This window comes from Pseudomonas sp. RW409, assembly GCF_003184125.1.
Taxonomy (GTDB): Bacteria; Pseudomonadota; Gammaproteobacteria; order Pseudomonadales; family Pseudomonadaceae; genus Aquipseudomonas; species Aquipseudomonas chlororaphis_I.
Window position 1 is genome coordinate 835,203 of the sequence record NZ_QHHP01000004.1, and the last position, 23,363, is coordinate 858,565.

At 65.9% G+C, this 23,363-nt stretch carries 24 protein-coding genes; 14 read left to right on the forward strand and 10 right to left on the reverse strand.

Annotation, left to right across the window (positions count from 1 at the left end; all coding sequences use genetic code 11):
• Positions 1-26: 26 nt before the first annotated feature.
• The 3 genes from DK261_RS06330 to DK261_RS06340 all read left to right on the forward strand — a co-directional run bounded on the left by DK261_RS06330 (position 27) and on the right by DK261_RS06340 (position 2,485).
• A complete protein-coding gene (locus DK261_RS06330) occupies positions 27-803 on the forward strand; it encodes an AraC family transcriptional regulator (protein WP_110175416.1) in 777 nt (258 codons plus the stop codon).
• A 60-nt stretch (positions 804-863) separates the two neighbouring features.
• Positions 864-1,769, forward strand: coding sequence for a DMT family transporter (locus DK261_RS06335; RefSeq protein ID WP_110175417.1), 906 nt, complete (start codon positions 864-866; stop codon positions 1,767-1,769).
• A gap of 140 nt (positions 1,770-1,909) precedes the next feature.
• A complete protein-coding gene (locus DK261_RS06340; protein ID WP_110175418.1) occupies positions 1,910-2,485 on the forward strand; it encodes a hypothetical protein in 576 nt (191 codons plus the stop codon).
• 47 nt (positions 2,486-2,532) lie between these two features.
• Here DK261_RS06340 and DK261_RS06345 read toward each other — a convergent pair whose 3' ends face one another.
• The 6 genes from DK261_RS06345 to DK261_RS06370 form a co-directional block, all read right to left on the reverse strand.
• Entirely contained in the window at positions 2,533-3,249 is a 717-nt protein-coding gene (locus DK261_RS06345) for an alpha/beta hydrolase (protein ID WP_110175419.1), read from the reverse strand.
• A gap of 119 nt (positions 3,250-3,368) precedes the next feature.
• Complete coding sequence (locus DK261_RS06350) at positions 3,369-4,481, reverse strand: succinylglutamate desuccinylase/aspartoacylase family protein (protein ID WP_009048195.1); 1,113 nt, start codon at positions 4,479-4,481, stop codon at positions 3,369-3,371.
• 327 nt (positions 4,482-4,808) lie between these two features.
• Entirely contained in the window at positions 4,809-5,588 is a 780-nt protein-coding gene (locus DK261_RS06355; RefSeq protein ID WP_009048194.1) for an ABC transporter substrate-binding protein, read from the reverse strand.
• A 339-nt stretch (positions 5,589-5,927) separates the two neighbouring features.
• Positions 5,928-6,692 carry a precorrin-6A synthase (deacetylating) gene (gene cobF, locus DK261_RS06360; protein WP_103330813.1) on the reverse strand — a complete coding sequence of 255 codons (765 nt, stop codon included), beginning with the start codon at positions 6,690-6,692 and terminating at the stop codon, positions 5,928-5,930.
• A 179-nt stretch (positions 6,693-6,871) separates the two neighbouring features.
• On the reverse strand, positions 6,872-7,435 hold the full coding sequence (locus tag DK261_RS06365; RefSeq protein ID WP_103330814.1) for a histidine phosphatase family protein: 564 nt from the start codon (positions 7,433-7,435) through the stop codon (positions 6,872-6,874).
• A gap of 94 nt (positions 7,436-7,529) precedes the next feature.
• The gene (locus DK261_RS06370; protein WP_041988381.1) at positions 7,530-8,093 is read right to left on the reverse strand and encodes a DUF4865 family protein; all 564 of its coding nucleotides are present in this window, start codon (positions 8,091-8,093) and stop codon (positions 7,530-7,532) included.
• A 94-nt stretch (positions 8,094-8,187) separates the two neighbouring features.
• On the opposite strand from DK261_RS06370, the gene DK261_RS06375 reads away from it, so the two are divergent.
• The 8 genes from DK261_RS06375 to astA all read left to right on the forward strand — a co-directional run bounded on the left by DK261_RS06375 (position 8,188) and on the right by astA (position 16,644).
• The gene (locus DK261_RS06375; protein ID WP_053268639.1) at positions 8,188-9,054 is read left to right on the forward strand and encodes a LysR family transcriptional regulator; all 867 of its coding nucleotides are present in this window, start codon (positions 8,188-8,190) and stop codon (positions 9,052-9,054) included.
• A 169-nt stretch (positions 9,055-9,223) separates the two neighbouring features.
• On the forward strand, positions 9,224-10,078 hold the full coding sequence (locus DK261_RS06380; RefSeq protein WP_009048189.1) for a MurR/RpiR family transcriptional regulator: 855 nt from the start codon (positions 9,224-9,226) through the stop codon (positions 10,076-10,078).
• Positions 10,079-10,080: 2 nt separating this feature from the next.
• Complete coding sequence (locus tag DK261_RS06385; RefSeq protein ID WP_009048188.1) at positions 10,081-10,725, forward strand: isochorismatase family cysteine hydrolase; 645 nt, start codon at positions 10,081-10,083, stop codon at positions 10,723-10,725.
• On the forward strand, positions 10,722-12,068 hold the full coding sequence (locus DK261_RS06390) for a glutamine synthetase family protein (RefSeq protein WP_053268638.1): 1,347 nt from the start codon (positions 10,722-10,724) through the stop codon (positions 12,066-12,068). Before DK261_RS06385 ends, DK261_RS06390 begins: the two co-directional genes overlap by 4 nt.
• Positions 12,052-12,804 (forward strand): N-formylglutamate amidohydrolase, encoded by a 753-nt coding sequence (locus tag DK261_RS06395; protein ID WP_028682915.1) that lies wholly within the window; start codon positions 12,052-12,054, stop codon positions 12,802-12,804. Before DK261_RS06390 ends, DK261_RS06395 begins: the two co-directional genes overlap by 17 nt.
• Positions 12,805-12,998: 194 nt before the next feature.
• Positions 12,999-14,342, forward strand: coding sequence for an APC family permease (locus tag DK261_RS06400; protein ID WP_096373683.1), 1,344 nt, complete (start codon positions 12,999-13,001; stop codon positions 14,340-14,342).
• Between the two features lie 192 nt (positions 14,343-14,534).
• Entirely contained in the window at positions 14,535-15,551 is a 1,017-nt protein-coding gene (locus tag DK261_RS06405; protein ID WP_110175420.1) for an arginine N-succinyltransferase, read from the forward strand.
• A gap of 58 nt (positions 15,552-15,609) precedes the next feature.
• Positions 15,610-16,644, forward strand: coding sequence for an arginine N-succinyltransferase (gene astA, locus DK261_RS06410; RefSeq protein ID WP_009048183.1), 1,035 nt, complete (start codon positions 15,610-15,612; stop codon positions 16,642-16,644).
• A 65-nt stretch (positions 16,645-16,709) separates the two neighbouring features.
• Here astA and DK261_RS06415 read toward each other — a convergent pair whose 3' ends face one another.
• From DK261_RS06415 to DK261_RS06425, 3 genes are all read right to left on the reverse strand, one after another.
• Positions 16,710-17,108, reverse strand: coding sequence for a carboxymuconolactone decarboxylase family protein (locus DK261_RS06415; protein WP_110175421.1), 399 nt, complete (start codon positions 17,106-17,108; stop codon positions 16,710-16,712).
• A gap of 294 nt (positions 17,109-17,402) precedes the next feature.
• Complete coding sequence (locus DK261_RS06420) at positions 17,403-18,647, reverse strand: M20/M25/M40 family metallo-hydrolase (RefSeq protein WP_101282104.1); 1,245 nt, start codon at positions 18,645-18,647, stop codon at positions 17,403-17,405.
• 93 nt (positions 18,648-18,740) lie between these two features.
• On the reverse strand, positions 18,741-19,865 hold the full coding sequence (locus tag DK261_RS06425; RefSeq protein WP_009048180.1) for a diguanylate cyclase: 1,125 nt from the start codon (positions 19,863-19,865) through the stop codon (positions 18,741-18,743).
• A 264-nt stretch (positions 19,866-20,129) separates the two neighbouring features.
• Between DK261_RS06425 and DK261_RS06430 the strand changes: the two genes are divergently transcribed.
• The 3 genes from DK261_RS06430 to DK261_RS06440 all read left to right on the forward strand — a co-directional run bounded on the left by DK261_RS06430 (position 20,130) and on the right by DK261_RS06440 (position 22,344).
• Positions 20,130-21,524 carry a VOC family protein gene (locus DK261_RS06430; protein WP_110175422.1) on the forward strand — a complete coding sequence of 465 codons (1,395 nt, stop codon included), beginning with the start codon at positions 20,130-20,132 and terminating at the stop codon, positions 21,522-21,524.
• Between the two features lie 234 nt (positions 21,525-21,758).
• Positions 21,759-22,052: a type II toxin-antitoxin system RelE/ParE family toxin gene (locus DK261_RS06435; RefSeq protein ID WP_016705075.1), complete on the forward strand. Its 294-nt coding sequence runs from the start codon at positions 21,759-21,761 to the stop codon at positions 22,050-22,052.
• 1 nt (position 22,053) lies between these two features.
• Complete coding sequence (locus DK261_RS06440) at positions 22,054-22,344, forward strand: addiction module antidote protein (protein WP_038631365.1); 291 nt, start codon at positions 22,054-22,056, stop codon at positions 22,342-22,344.
• A 399-nt stretch (positions 22,345-22,743) separates the two neighbouring features.
• On the opposite strand, the gene DK261_RS06445 is transcribed toward DK261_RS06440, so the two are convergent.
• A complete protein-coding gene (locus DK261_RS06445; RefSeq protein WP_009048176.1) occupies positions 22,744-23,331 on the reverse strand; it encodes a hypothetical protein in 588 nt (195 codons plus the stop codon).
• Positions 23,332-23,363: the final 32 nt, after the last annotated feature.

The window sequence follows — 23,363 nt, forward strand, 5'->3', positions numbered from 1 at the left end:
GGGGCAGCCATCCGCGGAGCCGCGCCATGAACACTCCAGCCCAACCCACTGTCGCCCTGGCGATGCGTTCGTATTCCGGGCAGGTCGAGCTGCACGATCACGATTTTCCGCAGATCGTGCTGCCGCAGTCGGGGGCAATGGAGATCGAGGTGGACGGCCGCGGCGGCAAGGTCGATGCCAGCCAGGGCGTGCTGATTGCCCCGGGCGCCCGGCATAGCTTCCTGGCCGAGCGCCGTAACACCTTTCTGGTGCTCGACCTGGATAGCCCCGGCAGCGAACCATCCCTGGCCGATAGCCGCTTCTTCGCCATCGACCCGCAGATCCGCCACCTGCTCGGCTATGCCAGCCACAGCGGCGCCTTGCTCAGTTCCTCCAGCCAGGTCGCCAGCGCCTGGAGCGCCCTGCTGCTGGCCTGCCTGGCCCGCCCGACGCCAAGCGCGCCGCAACGCCAGGCACTGGCGCGGGCCCTGGCCTATATCGAACAGCACCTGGGCAGCCCGCTGAGCGCCCGCGCCATCGCCCAGGCCGCGGGGGTCAGCGAGCGCAGCCTGTACCTGCTGTTCGAGCGGGACATGCACAGCACGCCTTTCGCCTACATTTCGACCCTGCGCCTGGACCGCGCCATCGACCTGCTCGGCCGTACCCTGCTGCCCATCAGCGAGATCGCCCAGCGGGTCGGCTACGCCGATCAGAGCGCCCTGACCCACGCCTTGAAAAAGGCCCGCAACCAGACCCCGGCCGCCCTGCGCAAGGCCGCTCGCGACACCCAGGCGCAGGCTGCGACAAGAGTTCGGCAGGCCTGATCAATACCGCCGTCGCGGCGGCTTCTATGCTGGCCACACCGCCCTTGCCTCGGTGTGCCTATGACCGCCATCCACTCAACCCGCCTCGCCCCCTCCCGCAGCGGCGCCGCCACCGCCATCGGCGTGATCGCGGTGTTTCTCTGGTCATGCCTGGCGCTGCTGACCACCCTCACCGCCGGCATTCCCCCCTTCCAGTTGCTGGCCCTGAGCTTCGCCGTGGCCTGCGGCGCCAGCCTGGTATTGCTCGGCTTGCGGGGGCGCGCCGGTTTTCGTGGCTGGCGCCAGCCCTGGCCGGTCTGGGCCCTGGGGTTCGGCGGGATCTTTGCCTACCACGCGCTGTATTTCTTCGCCCTGAAAGCCGCGCCGGCCGCCGAGGCCAGCCTGATCGCCTACCTCTGGCCGTTGCTGATCGTCCTGCTGGCGGCCCGGGCCGGCGGCGAACCGCTGCGCGACCGGCAACTGACCGGCGCCTTGCTGGGGCTGGCCGGCACCGCGTTCATCATGCAACAGCGCGCTGCCAGCCAGGTCGGCGCGATGCCGGTGGCGGGTTACCTGGCGGCGTTCGGCTGCGCCCTGGTGTGGTCCGGCTACTCGGTGCTCAACCGCCGTTTCAGCAGCGTGCCCAGCAGCCTGATCGGCGGCATCTGCGGGCTGGTGGCGCTGGCCGGGGCGCTCTGCCACCTGATGTTCGAAAGCCCGGTGCAACCGGACTTCAAGCAATGGCTGGCGATCCTCGGCCTGGGGCTGGGCCCGGTCGGCCTGGCCTTCTTCGCCTGGGACCACGCCACCAAACACGGCAACCTGGCCACGCTCGGCGCGCTGTCGTACCTGGCGCCCTTGATCTCCACCCTGCTGCTGATCGTCATCGGGCAAAGCCCGGCCAGTGTGTGGCTGCTGGTGCCGGCGTTGCTGATCATCGCCGGGGCGGTGCTGGCGACCTCGGGCGCGCGCTCTACCCAGGGTTGAGGAGCGTCCGACAAGCGCCACGAAGGCCGCTCCCGCTCCCTTTTATCCGAAATTTCGTGCCACCGCATATCCCGCTGGAGTGCCCCGCGACAGCCGTGGGAAGATGCGCGCCCCCAACGCGTTCACTCTGGAGAATCTGCATGCCCCTGTTCGGTAAACACGCCGCGGTCCTGGTCCTGGCGGCGCTGGCCGGTTTCAGCGCCCTGGACGTGTCCGCGGCCCAGCCGACGAACAAGAAGGCCAAGGTCGAGACCGTCTCGATGCTCGGCGGCAAGTTCAAGTTCAGCCTGCCCAAGGGTTTCATCGCCAACCCGCTGCCGGCCGGCGACGAAGCCAGCGGCACCGCCGGCGCCACCGGCACCATGTACACCAACGCCAGCACCAAGACCGTGGTCATCGCCGCACAAAACCTGATCCCCGATGCGGTGCAGGCCAAGGACAACGACGCGCAGTTCCTCGACAGCGCGGTCTCGGGCTTCCTCTCGCAACAGGCGGCGGCCCTGCCGGATTTCAGCAAGCAGAGCGAAAAAAGCATGACCCGCGGCGGCCTCGGCCTGCGCCAGATCGACAGCACCGCGACCCAGGGCGGCGGCATGACCCAGAGCTCCACCCTGCTCGCCGGCTCCGGCAACCGCATGGCGGTGGTGCAGGTGATTTCGCGGATCAACGACAAGGCCAATCACGACAAGCTGATCAGCCAGATCGTCGGCCAGTAAGCCCTCAGGAACCCGCAGCGACAACGGCCGCTACGGGCTCACCCGCTTCAAGGATTGAGGCTGAGCAACCAGCGGTTCAGGTCCTGGAGTTCGGTGTCACTGATGGTATGGCCGATGCCCGGGTAGGCATGGAACTGCGGAGCCAGGCCCAGCCCGCGCAACAAGCTGTCGGCCTCGGAACCGTCGCTGTAAGGCAGGCGCATGTCCGCAGTGCCATGGGCGATGAAGATCGCCAGCCGCTCCAGGCCCGCGCCGCTCTTGAGCTGCGAGCGCAGCACCGGCAGGATCTTCCCGCTCAGCGCGGCGATCCCGCGGACCGCCTGGGGATGGCGCAGGCCCAGTTCGTAGGACATGATCGCGCCCTGGCTGAAGCCCACCAGGAACACCCGGTCGGCACGGGTGTGGTACTTGGCGACCGCCTGCCGGACGAACGCGTCGATCAGCTTCGCACCGTCGGCCAACTCGGCGGTCACCCCGTCATAAGCGCCTTCGCCCTGCTTGTGAAACCACTGGTAACTGCCCTCTTCCACGGTTTGCGGCGCCCGGACCGAAAGGTAGGTGTAGTCCGCCGGCAACCCGTCCTTGAGGCCGAACAGGTCCTCTTCGTTGCTGCCGTAGCCGTGGAGAAAAATCACCAGGGGCCGGTCGCGCGCGTCGGCCGGGGCCTGTTCCAGATAGAGCAGCGGCAGGTCGTCGTGCAGTGCGCCTTGGGCCTGGACGGAGGCAGACACGCACAGCAGCAACAGGGCCAGGAACTTGAACATGGGATGTCCTTCTGATGACACCGGGGGAAAGCGCCCGTTGCCTGGTTGTTTTGGCCGCGTAGCGGCCATCGCGAGCAAGCTCGCTCCTACAGGGAACCACCTGAATATCAAGGCCGGCTTCAATCGTTGGTCAGCTTGCCGCTGCGGATCGGTTCGCGGCCGGCGACCTTGGCCTGCCAGATACCCGGCTCGGTGTAGCGGCTGCGGTCCAGGGCGAACAGCACGCCGCTGGTGGCGGCGCGCACCACGGTGACGATGTCGTTCAGCGGGTCGACCACCTCGAAGATCGCGTCGCCCCGCTCCACCCACTCGCCGGCCTCGCGCAGGAAGCTGACCACCCCATGGTGCGGGGCGAACAGGTATTGGGTGCCTTCGAACGGCATGCCCTCGCAACAGGCGTCCGGAGTGGCCGGCCAGTGGCCATCAATCAACCCTTGCTCGGCGAGAAAACCGAGGATCGCTTCGCAGTTGGCCTGGGCCTGTTCGACCCGGGTGTCGCCCATGCTGCCCAGCTCCAGGGTGGTGGCGAGGTTGGCCGCTGGAATGGCCGCCCGCGGGAAGTCGCGGGCCAGGCGCAGCCAGGGCGTGGAGCAGGACTCGTCGAACGAACTGCCGCCGGAGTCTTCGCAGAGCAGCGCCACCCCGGCCTTCAGCCGCGCGGCCAGGGACTGCCACTGCGGCCAGTGCTGGGGTAACGCATACAGATGGATCGCCGCCTCGAAATCGCAGTGCAGGTCGAGGGTGATGTCGGCGTCGCAGGCATGGCGCAGCAGCAGGCGCTGCAGGGCTTGCAGTTGCGAAGCCGGGGCCGGCAGGCGGTCGAGGACTTCGCCCATGGTCTGGCGGATCAAGGCGACGTTGGCCGCCGCATCGCTGCCCAGGCGGTCACCGATCAGGTCGCCCACCGGGCCGCTGAGTTCGACGAAGGCGCGGTTGAAATTCTTCCCGCTGCCGCTTTCAAACCGCCCCAGGTGGCTGCTTTGCAGGTGCTGGTCGAGGCCGATGGGGTTGGCCACCGGCACCAGTTCGATCACGCCCTTGAGCTGCCCCTGGGCTTCCAGTTCGCTCAGGCGTTTTTTCAGTTCCCAGGCGGTGCGCATGCCCGGCAGCTCGTCGGCGTGCAGGCTGGCCTGGATATAGACCTTGCGGCTGCCGCTGCCAAAACGGAACACGCTGAGCTGGCGCTGGGTGCCCAGGTGGCTCCAGGGCAAGGAATGGTCGATGCGTTGCATGAAGGGCTCCGGAAGAAAAATGGAGTTCGGCGGGGGCCGTAGCCTGAGGCATTTGCGCGGCCGTGAAAAGGTCGTCGTCCGCTGCCAGGCGGCGCGAGCTTCCTGTAGCCGCTGCCGCAGGCTGCGTTCGGCTGGCACGGCCGTGACGCCCTCAAGATCGCTGAAGGTCCTGCGGACCTTGGCGCAGCCTGCGGCAGCGGCTACAGGGGATCGCCCTGCTCCTCGGCAATCCTGCATCCAGGCGCTACGTCGTCCAGTCCGACACAACAACGCCAACAAAAAAGGCGGCGCCGTCTTCACGGTAGCCGCCTTTTTCAGTGCAGCGAATTACTCGCCGTAGACGTCGAACTTGAAGTACTTGTCCTGCACGGCCTTGTACTTGCCGTTGGCGCGGATCTCAGTGATGGCGGTGTTGAATTTCTCGGCCAGGGCGGTATCGCCCTTGCGCACGGCGATGCCGGCGCCGCCACCGAAGTATTTCGGATCGTTGTACTCGGGACCGACGAAGGCGAAGCCCTTGCCGGCGTCGGTTTTCAGGAAGCCGTCGTCGAGGTTGACCGAGTCGGCCAGCAGCGCGTCGATGCGACCGGACACCATGTCCAGGTTGGCTTCCTGCTGGGAGCCGTAACGCACCAGGTTGATCCCGGCCGGCACCAGCACTTCGGTGGCGAAACGGTCATGAGTACTGGCGCGCAGCACCCCGACTTTCTTGCCCTTGAGTTCGGTCAGCGGGTCCTTGACCTCGGTGCCTTCCTTCATCACGAAGCGCGCCGGGGTGTGATAGTACTTGATGGTGAAGTCGACGTTTTTCTTGCGATCGTCGGTGATGGTCATGGACGACAGGATGGCGTCGATCTTGCGCACCTTCAGCGCCGGGATCAGGCCGTCGAATTCCTGTTCGACCCAGGTGCATTTGACTTTCATCTGCTCGCACAGCGCATCGCCGATATCCACGTCGAAGCCGGTGAGCTTGCCGTCGGGGGTTTTCATCGAGAATGGCGGGTAGCCGGCTTCGATACCGATGCGGATCGGCTTGGCATCGTCAGCCACGGCGGTCAGGGACAGCATGGACAGTGCCAGGGCACCGAACATCACAAGCTTCTTCATTTATAACTCCCGTAGACGGAGGCTCTTATTGGCAGAAAGGTTCGATTGGGGGAAATCGAAGTGGCCAGCAGTCTAGAGCGGCGCCCGGGCGGCAAATTGTGTTTATGCGACAAATACTTACAGAAAAACCACTTCCCGATCAGGACGACGCCGGGCCCGCCCCGTACTGGTGCAATGACCGCGGAAAACCCCGCCGATCCCTGCATGTTTTCGGGTTTTCGTGCCTGGATTGCGGCCTGCAAGTCGTGTGGAGAACGTCTTGGGCAGAGAGCGTCGAACCTGTACCTCGCCGACCGAATACCCTATCGCGGGCAAGCCTCGCACCTATAGAAGCTCCCCTCAATCCTCGGGCTTACGCAACAGATAGGTGTCCATGATCCAGCCATTGGCCTGCCGCGCCGCCTTGCGCACCTGCTGGATCTGCCCGGCGACCTCCTTGAGCCGGCCGGCGATCAGGATTTCCTCCGGCGTGCCGAGGTAGGCGCCCCAGTAGATCTGCAGGTCCTGGTCCGCCACCTGGCGATAGGAGTCCTCGGCGTCGAGCATCACCACCAGGCTGTCGGCATCGCTCACCTGCCCCGCCGCCAGCCGCCGGCCGGTGGTGATCTCGACCGAGCGGCCGATGCGGTTCAACGGCACCTTGTGCTGCGCCGCCAGGGCCTGGACGCTGGTGATGCCGGGGATCACCTCGAACTCGAACGCACAGCGGCCGCTGGCCAGGATCGCCTGCAGGATGCGGATGGTGCTGTCGTACAGCGCCGGATCGCCCCAGGCCAGGAAGGCCCCGGTCTCGCCGTCCGCCAGTTCCTCGTCGATCAGCCGCTCGAAGGTGCGCTGCTTGTCGCGGTTCAGCTCGGCGACGCTGGCCCGGTAATCCACCTCGGCACCGCGCAGCCGTTCCGGGCTTTGCGCTTCGACAAACCGGTAGCCGGGCTGCTCGATGTAGCGCTCGCAGATTTCCCGGCGCAGGTCGATCAGCGCGTCCTTGCTCTGGCCCTTGTCCATCAGGAAGAACACATCGGTGCGATTGAGCGCCTTGACCGCCTGCATCGTGATGTAGTCGGGGTTGCCGGCGCCGATGCCGATGATCAGGAGGGTTTTCATGGGAGCGGGTCTCGGGTGCTGCTCGGGGGATGGAGTATGGCTGGGTTGCGACGGCGCGTCACAGGGCGGCCGCTCTGCGGCCTATCGCGAGCAAGCTCGCTCCTACCATGATTTGCGCCAACCCGGTAGGAGCGAGCTTGCTCGCGAAAAAATCCCCAGGCCACGCCGAGCCAAGCCCGCTAATCGCGCTGATCCAGGCGCAATCTCCAGCGGCCATTGAAGCGCAGTTCGACCTGGGCCAGCGGCTCGACATCGATGGCATTGAAACTGGCCGGCGGGCATTGCATGACGTGCAGCAGCGCCGCGCGGATGACCAGCGGATGGGTCACCGCCAGCACATGCCCGGGCTGCTCGCTCAGCGCCGCCAGCCACGCCGCGACCCGCTCGCACAGCTGCGCCACCGACTCGCCGCCGTGGGGCGCCGAGTGGCTGTCGGCCAGCCAGGTTTGCAGGGCCTCGGGCTGCCCACGGTGCAGATCGTCAAGGGCCAGGCCCTGCCAGCGGCCCATGTCACAGTCGCGCAGCGCCGGCACCGTTTCCACGCTGGCGCCATACAAGGCAGCGGTCTGCCGCGCCCGTTGCTCAGGAGCGCTGAGCAGGCGCGGCGCACGCTTGAACGCCGCGGCCCGCGAGCCCGCCTGCGCCTGCCAGTCCATCTCCAGCGGCTCGTCCAGCGGAAAACACGCCAGCTTCTGGGCGACGGTTCGGGCATGGCAGATCAGGGTCAAGCGGGTGGCCGGCACGGGGAATCTCTCGACGTTGAATGGACGCAGGGGGCAATGTGGCTGCGTTTGTATCATGTGTCGCCGGGGGATTCCCAACTTGTCGCCGCCAGACTTAAGCGCTGGCGAGCCCCGGCCGGGCCAGGTACAGCACCTCATAGCGCTCGGCGCCGCGTGTACTGTCGGGCGCGCTGGCCGAAAGGGTGAAGCGCACCAGCTCCCAGGCCTGCAGGTCGAGGGCGACGAACACGGCGAAGGTGTCCGGGTCATCGGCCAGCCGTTGATTGTGTTCGACCTGCTCGGCCAGCAACCTGGCGCGGTCCGCCAGCGGATCGATCGCCAGGTGTTCGCGATAGAGAGTCCGCGCCTGGTTGCTGGAACCGCGGCGCCAGTCCAGGGGCAGCCAGGACTCGATGTGCGGACGGCCGAACGAGTCGATCACGCTGTCGAAACCGCTGCCCATGAGAAACCGCGCGGCGCCCGCCGGATCGGCCCAGAGGTAGATCGAGGCGTACAGGTTATGCCGCGCGCCGTGCACGCCCCGCTCCTGGCCGGCGAAGACCTTGAACAGCAACCCGTCGACCTCGTCCCACAGGGGCCCGCGATCCGCGGCGCGATGGCGGATCACGCCCATGTCGTAATCGGCGGGCAGGCGGTGTGAATACTGTTTGGCCAACATGGCGATGCTCCTGTGCGTGAAGGTATTGCCAGCTTGCGCAGGGCCAGCCATTACAACAAGATATCGACACATATATCTGCGATAAGTATCCGATATGAGCGAACCCCTCAGGCCGCTGGACATCGACACCGTGCACGCCTTCGTGCTGATCGCCGACTTCGGCAGCTTCACCCGCGCCGCCCAGGCGCTGGACACCTCCCAGGCCGCCATCAGCCTCAAGCTCAAGCGCCTGGAGGAACGCCTCGGCTATCGCCTGCTGGAGCGCACGCCGCGGCATGTGCGCCTGACCCCGGTCGGCGAGCAGTTCATGCAGGCCGCCCGCGACCTGCTGCGCGCCCATGAGCGGGCCCTGGGCGACATGCAGGCGGCACCGGCGCGACGGCTGGTCATCGGCATCAGCGACCACGTGGCCGGCGCGGAATTGCCGCAACTGCTGAGCCGCATCGCCGCCTACGATCCGTTGCTGATCATCGAGGTACGCATCGCCTCCTCCCGGGACCTGACGGCGGCCTTCGACCGCGAGGAACTGGACGCAGTCATCGTGCGCAACGAAGGCGCGCGCCAGGACGGCGAAGTGCTGGTGGTCGAGCGCTTCGGCTGGTTCGCCGCGCCAGCCTGGCAGCAGGTGCCGGGTACCCCGCTGCGGCTGGCGACCATGGCCGCGCCCTGTGGCGTGCGGCATATCGCCGTGCGCGTACTGGACGACGCCGGCATTCCCTGGACCGAAGTGTTTATCGGCGGTGGCGTGATGGCCGTCTGCGCCGCGGTCAGCGCCGGGCTCGGGGTGGCGGCGCTGGCCCATCGGGTGGCGCCGGCCGGTGCGGCGGAGGTTGGCGAACGCCTCGGCCTGCCGCTGCTGCCGGTCAGCGAAATCGTCCTGCTTGCGCGGCCCACCGACGCCCGCTCCGAGGAAACCCTGCGCGCCCTGAGCGCGGCCTTTCGCGGCACCCTGCCGCGCTGATGGCGTGCCCCAAAAAACCTCGAACAGCCAATAAACCTGGGCTTTTTCGCCCTCTTTTGGGGCGTTCGCGGGCGCTTCCATTTTTCACTAGACATGTAGCGTAAATTACATAAATACTGTTTTCACTTTCAGTGAAACAAAAACGACATTCCACTCGCGAAGGCGTTTTATGCCGTCTCTCAGAGACCAGATCACCGACCCGGCCCTCGACCTCACGCCTTCGGAGCGCAAGGTCATCCGTGCCCTGCTCGACCATTACCCGCGCAACGGCCTGGGGCCCATGTCACGGCTGGCCGAGCACGCCGGCGTCAGCGACCCGACCATCGTGCGGCTGGTGAAAAAACTCGGCTTCGGCGGTTATGCGCAGTTCCAGGAAGCGCTGCTCAGCGACATGGACGATCGCCTGCGTTCGCCCAGCACCCTGTTGCAACCGCGGGCCCAGGTCCCTCGGGACGATGCCTGGAGCCATTACCTGCAAGGCAGCCTGCGCAGCCTGGAACAGACCCAGGCCCTGACCCAGCCCGAAGACGTGCGCATCCTGGTCGACTGGCTGCTGGACAGCCGACATGCGCTGTACTGCTACGGCGGACGCTTCAGCAACTTTCTCGCCAGCTACCTGCTCAATCACCTGCGCCTGATGCGCCCCGGCTGCATGGCCTTGGACGACAACGCGCAACTGCCCGACCGCCTGTATGACGTGCAGCGCCAGGACATCGTCCTGCTGTTCGACTACCGCCGCTACCAGAGCCAGGCCCTGCGCGTGGCCAGCGCGGCCAAGGCGCGGCATGCGCGGGTGGTGCTGTTCACCGACATCTACGCCTCGCCCCTGCGGGAGCTGGCGGACCTGATCATCAGCGCCCCGGTGGAGTCGGCTTCGGCCTTCGACACCCTGGTGCCGGCCCTGGCCCAGGTCGAGGCGCTGGTCGCCAGCCTGAGCCTGCGCAGCACCGACCTGGACCGACGCCTGGAAGGCATCGACGCCCTGCGCAACGAATTCGCCACTCACCTGCTGGAGGACAAATAAGGATGGTCTGCCTTCCCCACCACTCGCCCCGCGACCTGCCATTCACCCTCGACCGCACCGCCCTGCTGCTGGTGGACATGCAACGGGCCTGGCTCGATCCGCAGCTCGACCCGCATTTGCAGGTGCCGGACGCCGAGTACTTCATCAAGCGCACCCGTGAGCAGGTGATTCCCAACCAGCAGAAGCTCCTGGCGGCCATGCGCGGCGCCCGGCAGAACGTGCTGCACACCATTATCGAAAGCCTGACCGCCGATGGCCGCGACCGCTCGCTGGACCACAAGCTGTCGGACATGCACCTGCCCAAGGGCAGCCCGCAGGCGGCGATCATCGAGCCGCTCGCGGCACAGGAGAACGAAATCGTCCTGCCCAAGACCTCCTCCGGGGTCTTCAACTCGACCAACATCGACTACGTGCTGCGCAACCTGCAGACCCGCCACCTGATCGTCGCCGGCATCGTCACCGACCAGTGCGTCGACATGGCGGTGCGCGACGCCGCCGACCGCGGTTACCTGGTGACCCTGGTGGAAGACGCCTGCGCTACCTACACCGACGCCCGGCACCAGGCCTGCCTGAATGCGATCAAGGGCTACTGCTGGATCACCGATACCCGGACCGTGCTCGGCCGCCTGCGGGAGATGCAGGCATGAGCCGGAACAACGAGCCGTTGCAGCCGGTGGCCATGACCACCCTGCTCACCACCGACCTGATCGGCGTCAGCCGTGGCCGCTCGTTCCCCAGCGACGAACTGGACAGCTACACCAGCGCCGGCTGCGGCTGGGTCCCGGCCAACAGCGCGTTGACCCCGCAGGACATCATTGCCGAGCCCAATCCCTGGGGCGCCCGTGGCGACCTGCGGCTGATCCCCGACCTGGCCAGCCGGGTCCAGGTCGGCAACGGTCCGGACGCCAGCGCCTCGCCGCTGGACTTTATCCACGCCGACATCTGCGAGACCGACGGCCAGCCCTGGGCCGCCTGCCCGCGCACCCTGCTGCGCAACGAAGTGCAGCGCTACGCCAGCGAGCTGGGGCTGCAGATCACCGCCGCCTTCGAGCATGAATTCAACCTGCACAGCGCCACCGCGCAACCGGAACGCCTGGCCTTCTCCCTGCAGGCCCAGCGCCAGGGCGCGGACTTCGGTGGCTGGCTGCTCAGCGCCTTGCGCGCCGCGGGCGTCGAGCCGGAAATGTTCCTGCCCGAATACGGCAAGCACCAGTACGAAATCACCTGCCGCCCGACCCAGGGCGTGGCCGCCGCCGACCGCGCGGTGAACGTGCGCGAGATCACCCGCGAGATCGCCCGGCAGCTCGGCCATGGCCTGAGCTTCGCGCCCAAGACCGCGGAACACGCAGTGTGCAATGGCGTGCACCTGCACCTGAGCCTGCAGAAATTGGATGGCACGCCGGTGCTGTATGAGGAAGGGCGGGCCAACAGCCTGTCGTCCCTCGGCCAATTCTGGGCGGCCGGGGTGCTCAAGTTCCTGCCCGCGCTCTGCGCCTTTACCGCGCCGACGCCAATTTCCTACGCACGCTTGCAGCCCCATCACTGGAGCGCCTCCTACGCCTGCCTGGGCCAGCGCAACCGCGAAGCCTCGTTGCGCATCTGCCCCACCGTGAGCATCGGCGGCAAGCCCGTGGCGCCGCAGTACAACCTGGAATTTCGCGCGCTGGACGCCACCGCCTCGCCGCACCTGGCCATGGCCGCGGTGCTGATCGCCGGGCGCCTGGGCATCGAACAGAAGTTGTCACTGCGCGCCGTGACCGACGAAGTGCCGGACGAACTGAGCGCAGAACAGCGCCAGGACCGCGGCATCGTCGCCCTTCCGGCCTCGTTGCCGCAGGCGCTGGACTGCCTGCGCAACTGCCCGGAACTGCTGCAAGCCCTGCCAGCCCCGCTGCTGGAAACCTATTTCGCCGTCAAACACCAGGAAGTGAAACTGACCGAGCACCTGACCCCTGCCCAACTCTGTGAGCACTATGCACACCTGTACTGAAACCGCTGAACTGGGGCTGTACACCCGACCGGCCTACCGGCTGCTGCGAGAAGACTCCGCGCACCCGCTGATCCTCGTCTGCGAACACGCCAGCCGTTATATCCCGGCGGCGCTCAACGACCTCGGCCTGGACCCGGAAGCAGCGCGCGAGCACATCGCCTGGGACCCCGGTGCCCTGGAGCTGGCGGAAAACCTCTCGCAGACCCTCGGCGCCACCCTGCTGACGGCCAATTATTCGCGGCTGCTGATCGACCTCAACCGCCCGTGCCAGGCCCACGACAGCATTCCGTTGCAGAGCGAGATCTACCAGATCCCGGGCAACCAGCACCTCGACGAAGCCACCCGCGAGTACCGCCGCAAGCAGCTGTTCAGGCCCTTTCATGCGCGCCTGAGCGGGCTGATCGATGCGCGCCTGGCCGCGGGCCGGCCGGTGCGGGTGGTGGGCATCCACAGTTTCACCCCGCTGTACTACGGCCAGCGCCGCACCCTGGAGATGGGCGTGCTGTTCGATCGCGCCGAGGGTTACGCCCGGCGCCTGCTGGAAGGCATGTCGGTCCACGACGTGAAGATCGCCGGCAACGAGCCGTACAAGATCGACGCCCTGGGCGACATGACCGTGCCGGCCCACGGCGATGCCCGCGGCCTGGATTCGGTATTGATCGAGGTGCGCAACGACCTGCTGCGCACCCCGCAGGCCATACAGTGCTGGACGGATTATCTGGCACCGCTGTTGTAGAAAAGGCTGTGAACCAGGATGGAGCTGTGGTTGTAAAAAAGCTGTTTGCTGTACCGGTACAACAACTATAAAAAACCGCCGTGGCGTGTCTTTAAACCTGCCAGGTTCAAATACATTGCCTGCCGCTCCAGGTCGTCCATCGACATCAGCGTCAGGCATCCGCCCCCCCTTTGGCTGACAAGGAGAACCTCTTCATGGAGATTGAAGAATTCGGCTACAAACAGGAACTCAAGCGCGGCCTGACGCTGCGCGACCTGGTGGTCTACGGGATGATTTTCATGATCCCGATCGCCCCGTTCGGGGTCTATGGCTATGTGAACCAGGAAGCACCGGGCATGGTGCCGCTGGCCTACATCATCGGCATGCTGGCGATGCTCTTCACCGCCCTCAGCTACGGCAGCATGGCCCGCGCCTTTCCCATCGCCGGCTCGGTCTACTCCTACGCCCAGCGCGGGCTCAACCCCCATGTCGGGTTCATCGCCGGCTGGCTGATGCTGCTCGACTACCTGCTGATCCCGCCGCTGCTGTACGTCTATGCGGCCATGGCGCTGAACCACCTGTACCCGGACATTCCCAAGGTCGGCTTCATCCTCGCGTTCCTGGTCAGCGCCACCTTCGTCAACCTGCGCGGCATCACCTTCACCGCACGGATGAACATCGTGTTTCTCCTGGCGCAGCTGGTGGTGCTGGGGATCTTCCTGTTCTACGCCTGGAACGCCCTGCACGGTGGCACCGGTAACGGCCAGCTGACCCTGGCGCCGCTGTACAGCCCGGAGCATTTCCACTTCGGCATGCTGATGCAGGGCGTGTCGATCGCCGTGCTGTCGTTCCTCGGTTTCGATGCCATTTCCACCCTGGCCGAAGAGATCAAGAGCGAGCCGGGCAAGAGCGTCGGCCGCGCCGCGCTGATTACCTTGCTGGTGATGGGCGCGATCTTCGTGGTGCAGACCTGGATCGCCACCGACCTGGCCGCCGGCATGGGCTTCAAGTCGGCCGACACGGCCTTCTACGAGATCGCCGAAATCGCCGGCGGCAGCTGGCTGGCGACCCTGACCGCGGTGGCCACCGCACTGGCCTGGGGCGTGGCAGTGGCCATCACCTCGCAAGCGGCGGTGTCGCGCCTGCTGTTCGGCATGGCCCGCGACGGCAAGCTGCCGAAGATCCTGGCCAAGGTCCACCCCAGGCACAACACGCCGCACGTCAGCATCTACCTGGTGGCGGTGCTGTCGCTGCTGATCTGCTACCTGTTCATCAACTCGGTGGACACCCTCACCTCCCTGGTGAACTTCGGCGCCCTCAGCGGTTTCATGCTGCTGCACCTGACCGTGATCAATCACTACTGGCGCCGCAACAAGTCGGCCCAGGTACTGCGTCACCTGATTTGTCCGGTGATCGGCTTCCTAATTGTCTGCGCGATCATGTACAACATGGGGGTCGATGCGCAGAAACTCGGTTGCATCTGGATTGCCATCGGCCTGGTCTACCTGTTTTTCCTCAACAAGCTGGGCGCCAATACGGCGCTGGCCGATCCACTTTAATCAACACCCCCGGCCGCCGCGGCACCATGAAGGTGCCCCGGCGAATCCGAGCGGGCGCCGACAGGTGCCTGCGTGCCACCGCCCGCCCTCGCGGGCCGTGGCAGTAATGCGTGGAAACCGACAGTGATTGTCAGGTTCGGCGCCCCAGGTCTCGCGGCCAGGCGTCGATCATTTTGATACAGGAGTACATCCATGCTGGTCTTACGCCCAGTTGCGCCAGACGATTTGCCGGAGTTGCAACGGCTGGCCCGTGAAAGCCTGGTGGGGGTGACGTCCCTGCCGGACGATCGACAGCACCTGCTGGACAAGATTCTCGACTCTTGCGCCTCCTTCGCCGCCAAGGTGCAGGCGCCGGGGCCGGAGAACTACTTTTTTGTCCTGCACGACCCGGCCCGCGGCCAGCTGCGCGGCTGCTCGGAAATCCTCGCCATGGCCGGGTTTTCCGCGCCCTTCTACAGCCTGCGCAACCGGCCTTTCGTCAGCAGCTCGCGGGAGCTGAACGTGCAGCACGGCGTGCCGACCCTGTCGCTGTGCCAGGACCTGAGCAACCACAGCCTGCTGCGCGGCTTTCATATCGACCCGGACCTGGTCGGCACGCCCATGGCGGAGCTGCTCTCCAGGGCCCGCCTGCTGTTTATCGCCGCCCATGGCGCGCGCTTCGCCGACACCAGCATCACCGAGATCGTCGGCTACAGCAGCGACGACGGCCACTCGCCGTTCTGGGATGCCCTGGGCAAGCACTTCTTCGACCTGCCCTATGTCGAGGCCGAGCGCCTGTGCGGCCTGCAAAGCCGCAGCTTCCTCGCCGACCTGATGCCGCAATACCCGATCTACATCCCGATGCTGCCCAAGGCGGCCCAGGACTGCATCGGCCAGGTCCACCCGCAGGGTCGCGAGGCCTACGAGATCCTGCTGCGCGAGGGGTTCGAAGCCAACCACTATGTCGACCTGTTCGACGGCGGCCCGACGCTGTACGCCCGCCACAACGGCGTTCGCTCCATCCGCCACAGCCTGATCGCCAACGCCTGCCCGGGCCCGCAGAGCGGCAGCGGCCGGGCCTGGCTGGCGAGCAACGAGCGGCTGGGGCAATACCGGGCCGCCCTGGTGCACCTGGACGAAGCGCCGGGGGACCTGGTCAACCTGGACCCGGAAAGCTTCCAGGCCCTGCAACTGCAAACCGGCGACCCGGTACGGCTGGTCGCCCTATGAAGAATCCCGGACACGTTTGCATTCGCCGCCACAACAGGCGCGCAGAAGGAGCTGCATCATGATCGTTCGCCCGGTACGCATGACTGACTTGCCCGCGCTGATGGCCCTGGCCCAGCGCGCGGGCCTGGGGCTGACCACTCTGCCGGCCAACCAGGATCGCCTGACCCATCGGATCCGCTGGGCCCAGCGGACCTTTGCCGAGCAAGTGGAACGGGCCGACGCCGACTACCTGTTCGTGCTCGAAGACGACGACCAGCAAGTGGTCGGCATCAGCGCCCTGACCGGCGCCGTGGGCCTGCGCGAACCCTGGTACAGCTACCGGGTCGGCATGACCGTCAATTCGGCGCCGAACCTGGGGATCCGGCGGCAGATCCCGACCCTGTTCCTGAACAATGAAATGACCGGCCAATCGGAGCTCTGCTCGCTGTTCCTGCGCCCCGACCAGCGCCGTGACAGCAACGGCCGTCTGCTGTCCCTGGCGCGCCTGCTGTTCGTCGCCGAGTTCCCGCACCTGTTCGGCGACAAGCTGATCGCCGAGCTGCGCGGCAAGGGCGACGAGAACGGCTGCTCGCCCTTCTGGAACAGCCTGGGCCGGCACTTTCTGCAGATGGATTTCGTCCAGGCCGACCACCTCTCCAGCCTCGGCCACAAACCCTTTATCGCCGAACTGCTGCCGCGCCAGCCGCTGTACACCTGCCTGCTCAGCGAACCGGCCCAGGCCGCGATCGGCCAGGCTCACGAAAACGCCGAGGCGGCGCTGGCCATCCTGCGCCACGAAGGGTTTGCCCATCAGGGCCATATCGACATCTTCGACGGCGGGCCGGTGATCGAGGCCGAGCTGAGCAAAGTCCGCGCGGTGCGCGAAAGCCAGGTGCTGCCGCTGCTGGTGGGCACCCCGGACGACGATGCGCCGACCTGGCTGATCCACAACCGCCGCCTGGAAAGCTGCCGCGTCACCAGCGCCCGCGGCCGCCTGGTGTCCGGCTGCCTGCTGGTGGACCGCCTCAGCGCCAAGCGCCTGCAACTGCAACCCGGCGACCTGGTGCGCGCCGTGCCGCTGCTCGCCACCCAGGCCAAGGCAGCGGCGGCCTGAAAACCTGATGACGGCGCTGGCCGATACGAGCAGCGCCGAGGGCCGCAGCCCTGCGGGTCACAGGCTCATTCAAGCTTGAACGCATCATCCAGCGGCACCCGGTAGCCGTTGGCCAGGCGATTGGTTTCGTTGGCCATGCCGACCACCGCCTGCAACTCGCCGAACATCGCCTCTGTCATCCCTGCCTTGCGCGCCGCGGCGGTGTGCGAAGCGATGCAATACGGGCAGTTGTTAGTGACGCTGACCGCCACGTAGATCAGCTCCTTGGTCAACGGATCGAGCGCCCCCGGCGCCATGATCTCCTTGAGGCTCTCCCAGGTACGCCGCAGGGTCGGCGGATGGGCCGCCAGGCATTTCCAGAAGTTGTTCACCTGGTCGACCTGACGGGTACGCATGATGTCATCGAACACCGCCCGCACTTCGGGGCTGGCGTCAGAGTATTCGGTGAGGTGGTTGCTGCTCATTGAAAGCTCCGCTGTGGGGGACGAGGCTTTCGAGTATAGGCAGAGGGATCGGGGGCGCCTGTCGCCACCCCTGTAGCCGCTGCCGAGCCCGCGAGGCTGCGACAGGACCGCAGGTCCTCCAGCGATCTTGAGATCCTTGCGCCTGCTGCGCAGTCGATCGCAGCCTCGCGGGCTCGGCAGCGGCTACAGGGCTACAGGGCTACACGGCTACACGGCTACACGGCTACACGGCTACACGGCTACACGGCTACAGGGTCCGGCCATGCAGAAAATGCAGTGCGTCTGTTCCTGCAATCACTGCTTGGCCGACAGCTCCATGATCATCCGCGCCAGCAGGTAGATGCGCGGCGCCACGCTCTCGACTTCGGCGTATTCCTCGGGGGTGTGGATATTGCCGCCGACGATGCCGAAGCCATCCAGGGTCGGCGTACCGACGCCGGCCGACAGGCTGGAGTCCGCCGCCCCGCCGCTGCCCTCGATGGTCAGCTTGCGCCCCAGCTCGCCGTAGATGCCCTGGGCCATGGCCACCAGCGCATCGGACTTCTCGGTCTGCGGCATCGGCGGCAAGCCGCGTTGCAAGGTGGTCTTGACCTCAGTGTCGGCGATCAGCTTGTTGGCCGACACCCGCGCCAGGTCCTTCTCGATGCGGTCGAACTCCTCCGGCACCGCCGCCCGCACATCCGCCTTGGCGGTGGCCTGGTCGGGAATCACGTTGGTGCGATCGCCGGCCTTGAGCACGGTGAAGTTGATGGTGGTTTTCTTCGCTTCATCCCCCAGCTTGCCCAGTTGCAGGATCTGGTGCGCCGCTTCCATCGCCGCGTTGCGCCCCAGCTCCGGCGCGACGCCGGCGTGAGCCGCCTTGCCCTTGACCTCGACCAGCGCCGTGGCGCTGCCCTTGCGCCACACCACCAGGCCATCGGCCGGGCGCCCCGGTTCCAGGTTCAAGGTCACGTCGTGGGCCTTGGCGGTTTTCTTGATCAAGTCGGTAGCGATCTCGGAACCGGTTTCCTCGCTGGCGTCGAGCAGGAAGGTGATCTGTGCGTAGTCCTTGAACTTGAGGTTATCCAGGACCTTCAGCGCATAGATCCCGGCGACGATGCCGCCCTTGTCGTCCATCACCCCGGGGCCGTAGGCGCGACCGTCCTGGATGCGGAACGGCCGCTCGGCCGCGGTGCCTTCCTTGAACACCGTGTCCATGTGCGCCATCAGCAGGATCCTGGCCTTGCCGGTGCCCTTGAGGGTGGCCAGCACATGGCTGCCGCCGGCAGCGCCGTTGGGGACTTTTTCGATGCTGGCGCCGAGTTTTTCCAGCTCGGCGATGGCGATGTCGCTCACCTGGTTCAGCCCCGCCTCGTAGCCGGAGCCCGAGTCGATGTTCACCAGGCGCTCCAGCAGTTTCAGGGCGTCGCCCTGGTATTGCTGCGCATCGTTCTGTACCTGGGGGTGGGGGGCGGCACTGGCGTGGGTGGCCAGCAGGCCAAGGGCAAGGGTCAGGCCGATACGGGCGGCCAGCAATGAGCGAGGGGAAGTCTGCGTCATGAATCGGTCCTTGTTTCGTGTCGGAAGGTGCCCGCCCACCCTACCTGACAAATTCGCCACCCTCCATGCTGGCGCAATGCTCTGCGAGCGGCCTCACAAGGAGTTCAGCAGGGCCTTTGGCGAGTGGTCGCCGCGGCGGCAGCTGACCTTGTTGCGGCCGGTGGTTTTCGCCTCGTACAAAGCCTGGTCGGCATCGTTCAACCAGTCCAGGGCATCGCTGTGGTCCGGGGAATAGGCGGCCAGGCCGATGCTCAGGCTGACCTGCAGGGCCGGATTCTGCTCATAGCCCAATCCGCCGAAACGGCAACGCAAGGCCTCCATCAGTTCGGCGGCATGCTCCAGCGGCACGTCCGGCAGGATCACGCAGAACTCGTCGCCACCGTAGCGTCCGGCCTGGTCGCTGATCCGCAGGTTCTGCTTGAGCAGCTTGCTCAGCTGGCGCAACACAATGTCGCCGGCGACATGGCCGTAGGTGTCGTTGATGGCCTTGAAATGGTCGATGTCGATCAGCGCGATGGCGCCGCCCTGGTTCTGGGTCGAGGCCTGGCGCCGGCAACGCTGGAACTCGATTTCCAACTGGTCCTTCCAGGCCCCGTGATTGAGCAGGCCCGACAGGCTGTCGGTGCGGCTCAGGGCCAGCAATTCGCGTTTGTGCCGGGACAGGACATTGGCCTGCTGGTAGCAGATAAACCCCAGGGCCAGCGGATACAGGGTCAGCATCGGCAGGCAGGCATAGAGTTGCAGCGCACTGCTCTGGGCCACGAACCCGACGCCGAACAGCAGCAGCCCGACAGCGATCCCCAGCGCTTGCGCCAGGCAACCGGCAAGGAAAAACGGCACGCCGCCCAGGGCGATATTGTTCATCGCCATCAGCGACAGGGTGGTGGTGGTCGGCAGCGGGTTGAAGTGCATGGCCGCCACCCAGAACCCGCCGAGGAAGGCATCCATCAACAGGTTGCGATGCTCGCCGCGAAACGGCACTGCCGAGCGGCGCGCCCACTGGTACGCCAGGTGCGGCCAGATGAAGGCATTGAACAGCATGAACGCCCAGACCCAGGGCGGCGGGCGCAGCGGGTACATGCCCGCGGACACGCAAAGGAAACCGAGGGCCAGCCCCAGAATTCGCGTCTTGTATAGCCTCCTGGCCAGTGAAAGTCCCTTTCCTCCATTGTGCGGCGTCAAGGCCAAGTCGCCTCCGTTGAACGGTACGCAAGCCATGGGATGCGGTCGTGTTCAGAAGTCTATCAGCGCAACGGCAAATAGCCATCACCACTCAGCCCCCCGGAAACCGCTACGGCTCGCCTGGCCGCGAGGGCCCATGCCCGCCCAGGGCAAACCGTGCAGCCGCCCTGCCCGCCTGCATTCATTTGCAGAATGAAGTCCGGAAGAAACTTCGTTTGTCAGCACACCCCGCGCCGACCAGAATCAGGCCCAGCCAACACCGCTACCCTCTTTGTCTCACTACGCCGGGAATCCTTGTTTATGAGCCTGCAGAGCTTCGTCAGCCCAGACCTGATCCGCCAACGTTTTTCACGGGCGATGTCGGACATGTACCGCGAGGAAGTGCCGCTGTACGGCGCCCTGATGGAGCTGGTGGCCCAGGTCAACGCCGGGGTCCTGGGCAGCGACGAGAGGATCGCCCGCCAGCTGCGCAGCACCGGCGAAATCCAGCGCCTGGACCTGGAACGCCACGGCGCCATTCGCGTCGGTACCGCCACGGAACTGGCGACCCTGGGCCGGCTGTTCGCGGTGATGGGCATGCAGCCGGTGGGTTACTACGACCTCACCCCGGCCGGCGTGCCGGTGCATTCCACGGCCTTTCGCGCGGTGCATGAGAGCGCCCTGCAGGTCAGCCCGTTCCGGGTCTTCACCTCGCTGCTGCGCCTGGAGCTGATCGACAACCCGCAGCTGCGCGACTTCGCCGAATCGGTGCTGGCGCGCCGGAGCATTTTCACCCCGCGCGCCCTGGCCCTGATCGATCAGGCCGAAACCCAGGGCGGCCTCGATGACCGCGCCGCCGAGGAATTCGTCGAGCAGGCCCTGGAAACCTTCCGCTGGCACCACAGCGCCACGGTCACGGCCGGGCAGTATCAGCAACTGAGCGCCCAGCACCGGCTGATCGCCGACGTGGTGGCGTTCAAGGGGCCGCACATCAACCACCTGACGCCACGCACCCTGGACATCGACCAGGTGCAAGCGCTGATGCCCGCCCACGGCATCACGCCCAAGGCGGTGATCGAAGGCCCGCCGCGCCGGAAATGCCCGATCCTGCTGCGTCAGACCAGCTTCAAGGCGCTGGAGGAAGCCGTATCCTTCACCGACCAGCCCGACAGCCGCGGCAGCCACAGCGCGCGCTTCGGCGAGATCGAACAGCGCGGCGCCGCCCTCACCCCCAAAGGCCGGGCGCTGTACGACCAACTGTTGAACGCTGCACGCGACGCCCTCGGGGACTTCCCCAACGAAGCCAACGCCCAGCGTTACAACACACTGATGGCCGAGCACTTCCGCGCCTTTCCCGACAACCATGAAGCCATGCGTGAACAGGGCCTGGCGTACTTCCGCTACTTCGTCAGCGACCAGGGCCTGGCCGCGCGCCAGCAGGCGGATCGGCCGACGAGCCTGGAGGCGCTGATCCGCGCCGGGCATGTGCGGGCCGAGCCGCTGGTGTACGAGGACTTCCTGCCGGTCAGCGCCGCCGGGATCTTCCAGTCCAACCTGGGCGACGATGCGCAAAGCCACTACGCCGGCCACTCCAACCGGCAGGCTTTCGAGCGGGCCCTGGGGCGCCCGACCATCGATGAACTGCAGCTGTACGCCGACACCCAACAGCGCTCGCTCCAGGAATGCGCCGCGGCGCTGGGCCTGCCCACTCTCTGATTTTGCGTCCCACAGCATCAGCCAGAACGGCTGATGCTGGCCCTTTTTCGCACTCGCTGCAGGGCAATGGCTACAGGGTGTTTCGCCAGCCCTGATCGACAACATGCCGATACGAAACAGCCCGCCTCGCCCACTCCCCTCCTGCTTACCTTCCCATGACGCCTTCAGGTGCACCGTCAGTCGCCTGGGGGTCGTTACCCCTTTTTATTTTGTCTCTATATGGATACAGTCCTCATGGATTACGAGATCCTGCAGACGACCGTCTTTGCCCAATGGCACACCACACTACGGGACCTGCGCGCCAGGATAGCCATCGCTCGGCGTATCGAGCGGGCGTCGGCGGGCAACCTGGGCGATGTGAAAAACCTCGGCGGCGGTCTCTCGGAAATGCGCGTGAATACAGGCGCCGGCTACCGCCTCTATTTCACGGTTCGCGGCAATACCCTCATCGTCCTGCTGCTGGGTGGCGACAAGTCCAGCCAGCCTGCCGATATCTGCCAGGCCCGTTCCCTGGCCAAGGAGTTCTGATATGTCCGACACACTGGTTCCCTTCGACATCGCCGCCCTGCTCGACAGCGACCAGGCGATCAGCGAATACCTGTCCCAGGTCCTGGCCGATGGCGATACCGACGAACTGATCCGCGCCCTGGGCCATGTCGCCAGGGCCCGGGGCATGACGCAGATTGCCAAGACCACCGGCCAGGGCCGGGCCAGCCTCTACAAGGCTTTTGCCCCGGGAGCCAAGCCGCGCTTCGATACCGTGGTCAAGGTCATGCGCGCGCTGGGCCTGCAGCTGTGCACCACCGTGCCCCGAGGCTGAAGCTGGCCAAGGCGACAGGCAATGCAGCAGGCGGCTGTGTCGCTAAGGCGTCTTGCTGGAGGGGGAGCCGAGCGCTCTTGGCAACCGCTGGCAACAGGCGTCGAACCTGTGCGGGTGGCATGAGCGGCGTTACGGAAATCGTGGGGCGGGAACCCCGAAGAGGGTGTTCGCCCAGTGCTCTGGCCTGGCAATCCATGCACCGGTAAAGAGCCCTTGCACCGGGCGAACGAGAACTATTTTAATCGAACAGGAAAAGAAAGTCCGTGCACATATTCTGAAGAATTCTGAACACAAAGCTGACGGAAAATTTGTCATTCCGCTCACCTTCGTTCAACTCCCCGCACGGACCTCCCGAGATCCGGCGCGCCGGCCGCCACAGCGACCAGCGCCCGGTCTCAGTCAACCTTCGTGCTGTGTCGTGACTTGCAACACATCGGTGTAGGTCACCACCACACTCTGGCCGACCTTGAGGTCTTTCAGGCGGGCCTGGACTTCCGGTTTCTCCACGTCCAGGACCTTCTTGTTGCCCGCCGGCCCCTGGAAGGTCAGCTGGTTGTTCTTCAGGTCGATGTCGGTGATCTTCAGTTGCACCTGCACCTGGCGATAGGCTTCGCCGCCCGGGTTGGGGTTGTCCTTGGTGGCGCGAACCACCCCGGCACGCTCAGCGGAGTTCGGCAGGCCTTTTTCCACATCGGTGTCCAGCACCGCCACTACCGCGTGGGTGACCCGCACATTGACCTGATCGCCCACCTTCAAATTGCCCAGGTCCTTGGCCTGATCGCTGAGTTGCACATGCACCGGCTGGCCCTGGGCGCCTTCCAGCACCACGCGATGCTTGGCGGCATCCACGGAGAGCACCTTGGTCACCAGTTCATCGGCCTCCACGGTACCGGCCAACGGAATGTCGGCGGCGTAAGCATGCAGGCTGGCAGCGGACAACAGAGTGGCCAAGGCAACGGCTTTGGCCAGAGAGTGAAGCGGCTTCATAGACATTCATCCTTGTAATTGAAGACAAGACC

Coding starts and splice junctions, on each gene's coding strand:
- DK261_RS06390 (WP_053268638.1), top strand. CDS start 10,722: ATGAGCCGGAACAACGAGCCGTTGCAGCCGGTGGCCATGACCACCCTG.
- DK261_RS06330 (WP_110175416.1), top strand. CDS start 27: ATGAACACTCCAGCCCAACCCACTGTCGCCCTGGCGATGCGTTCGTAT.
- DK261_RS06435 (WP_016705075.1), top strand. CDS start 21,759: ATGGATTACGAGATCCTGCAGACGACCGTCTTTGCCCAATGGCACACC.
- DK261_RS06420 (WP_101282104.1), bottom strand. CDS start 18,647: ATGACGCAGACTTCCCCTCGCTCATTGCTGGCCGCCCGTATCGGCCTG.
- DK261_RS06415 (WP_110175421.1), bottom strand. CDS start 17,108: ATGAGCAGCAACCACCTCACCGAATACTCTGACGCCAGCCCCGAAGTG.
- DK261_RS06375 (WP_053268639.1), top strand. CDS start 8,188: ATGAGCGAACCCCTCAGGCCGCTGGACATCGACACCGTGCACGCCTTC.
- DK261_RS06405 (WP_110175420.1), top strand. CDS start 14,535: ATGCTGGTCTTACGCCCAGTTGCGCCAGACGATTTGCCGGAGTTGCAA.
- DK261_RS06345 (WP_110175419.1), bottom strand. CDS start 3,249: ATGTTCAAGTTCCTGGCCCTGTTGCTGCTGTGCGTGTCTGCCTCCGTC.
- DK261_RS06400 (WP_096373683.1), top strand. CDS start 12,999: ATGGAGATTGAAGAATTCGGCTACAAACAGGAACTCAAGCGCGGCCTG.
- DK261_RS06380 (WP_009048189.1), top strand. CDS start 9,224: ATGCCGTCTCTCAGAGACCAGATCACCGACCCGGCCCTCGACCTCACG.
- DK261_RS06385 (WP_009048188.1), top strand. CDS start 10,081: ATGGTCTGCCTTCCCCACCACTCGCCCCGCGACCTGCCATTCACCCTC.
- DK261_RS06340 (WP_110175418.1), top strand. CDS start 1,910: ATGCCCCTGTTCGGTAAACACGCCGCGGTCCTGGTCCTGGCGGCGCTG.
- DK261_RS06355 (WP_009048194.1), bottom strand. CDS start 5,588: ATGAAGAAGCTTGTGATGTTCGGTGCCCTGGCACTGTCCATGCTGTCC.
- DK261_RS06370 (WP_041988381.1), bottom strand. CDS start 8,093: ATGTTGGCCAAACAGTATTCACACCGCCTGCCCGCCGATTACGACATG.
- DK261_RS06350 (WP_009048195.1), bottom strand. CDS start 4,481: ATGCAACGCATCGACCATTCCTTGCCCTGGAGCCACCTGGGCACCCAG.
- DK261_RS06425 (WP_009048180.1), bottom strand. CDS start 19,865: ATGGCTTGCGTACCGTTCAACGGAGGCGACTTGGCCTTGACGCCGCAC.
- DK261_RS06445 (WP_009048176.1), bottom strand. CDS start 23,331: ATGAAGCCGCTTCACTCTCTGGCCAAAGCCGTTGCCTTGGCCACTCTG.
- DK261_RS06430 (WP_110175422.1), top strand. CDS start 20,130: ATGAGCCTGCAGAGCTTCGTCAGCCCAGACCTGATCCGCCAACGTTTT.
- DK261_RS06440 (WP_038631365.1), top strand. CDS start 22,054: ATGTCCGACACACTGGTTCCCTTCGACATCGCCGCCCTGCTCGACAGC.
- astA (WP_009048183.1), top strand. CDS start 15,610: ATGATCGTTCGCCCGGTACGCATGACTGACTTGCCCGCGCTGATGGCC.
- cobF (WP_103330813.1), bottom strand. CDS start 6,692: ATGAAAACCCTCCTGATCATCGGCATCGGCGCCGGCAACCCCGACTAC.
- DK261_RS06395 (WP_028682915.1), top strand. CDS start 12,052: ATGCACACCTGTACTGAAACCGCTGAACTGGGGCTGTACACCCGACCG.
- DK261_RS06335 (WP_110175417.1), top strand. CDS start 864: ATGACCGCCATCCACTCAACCCGCCTCGCCCCCTCCCGCAGCGGCGCC.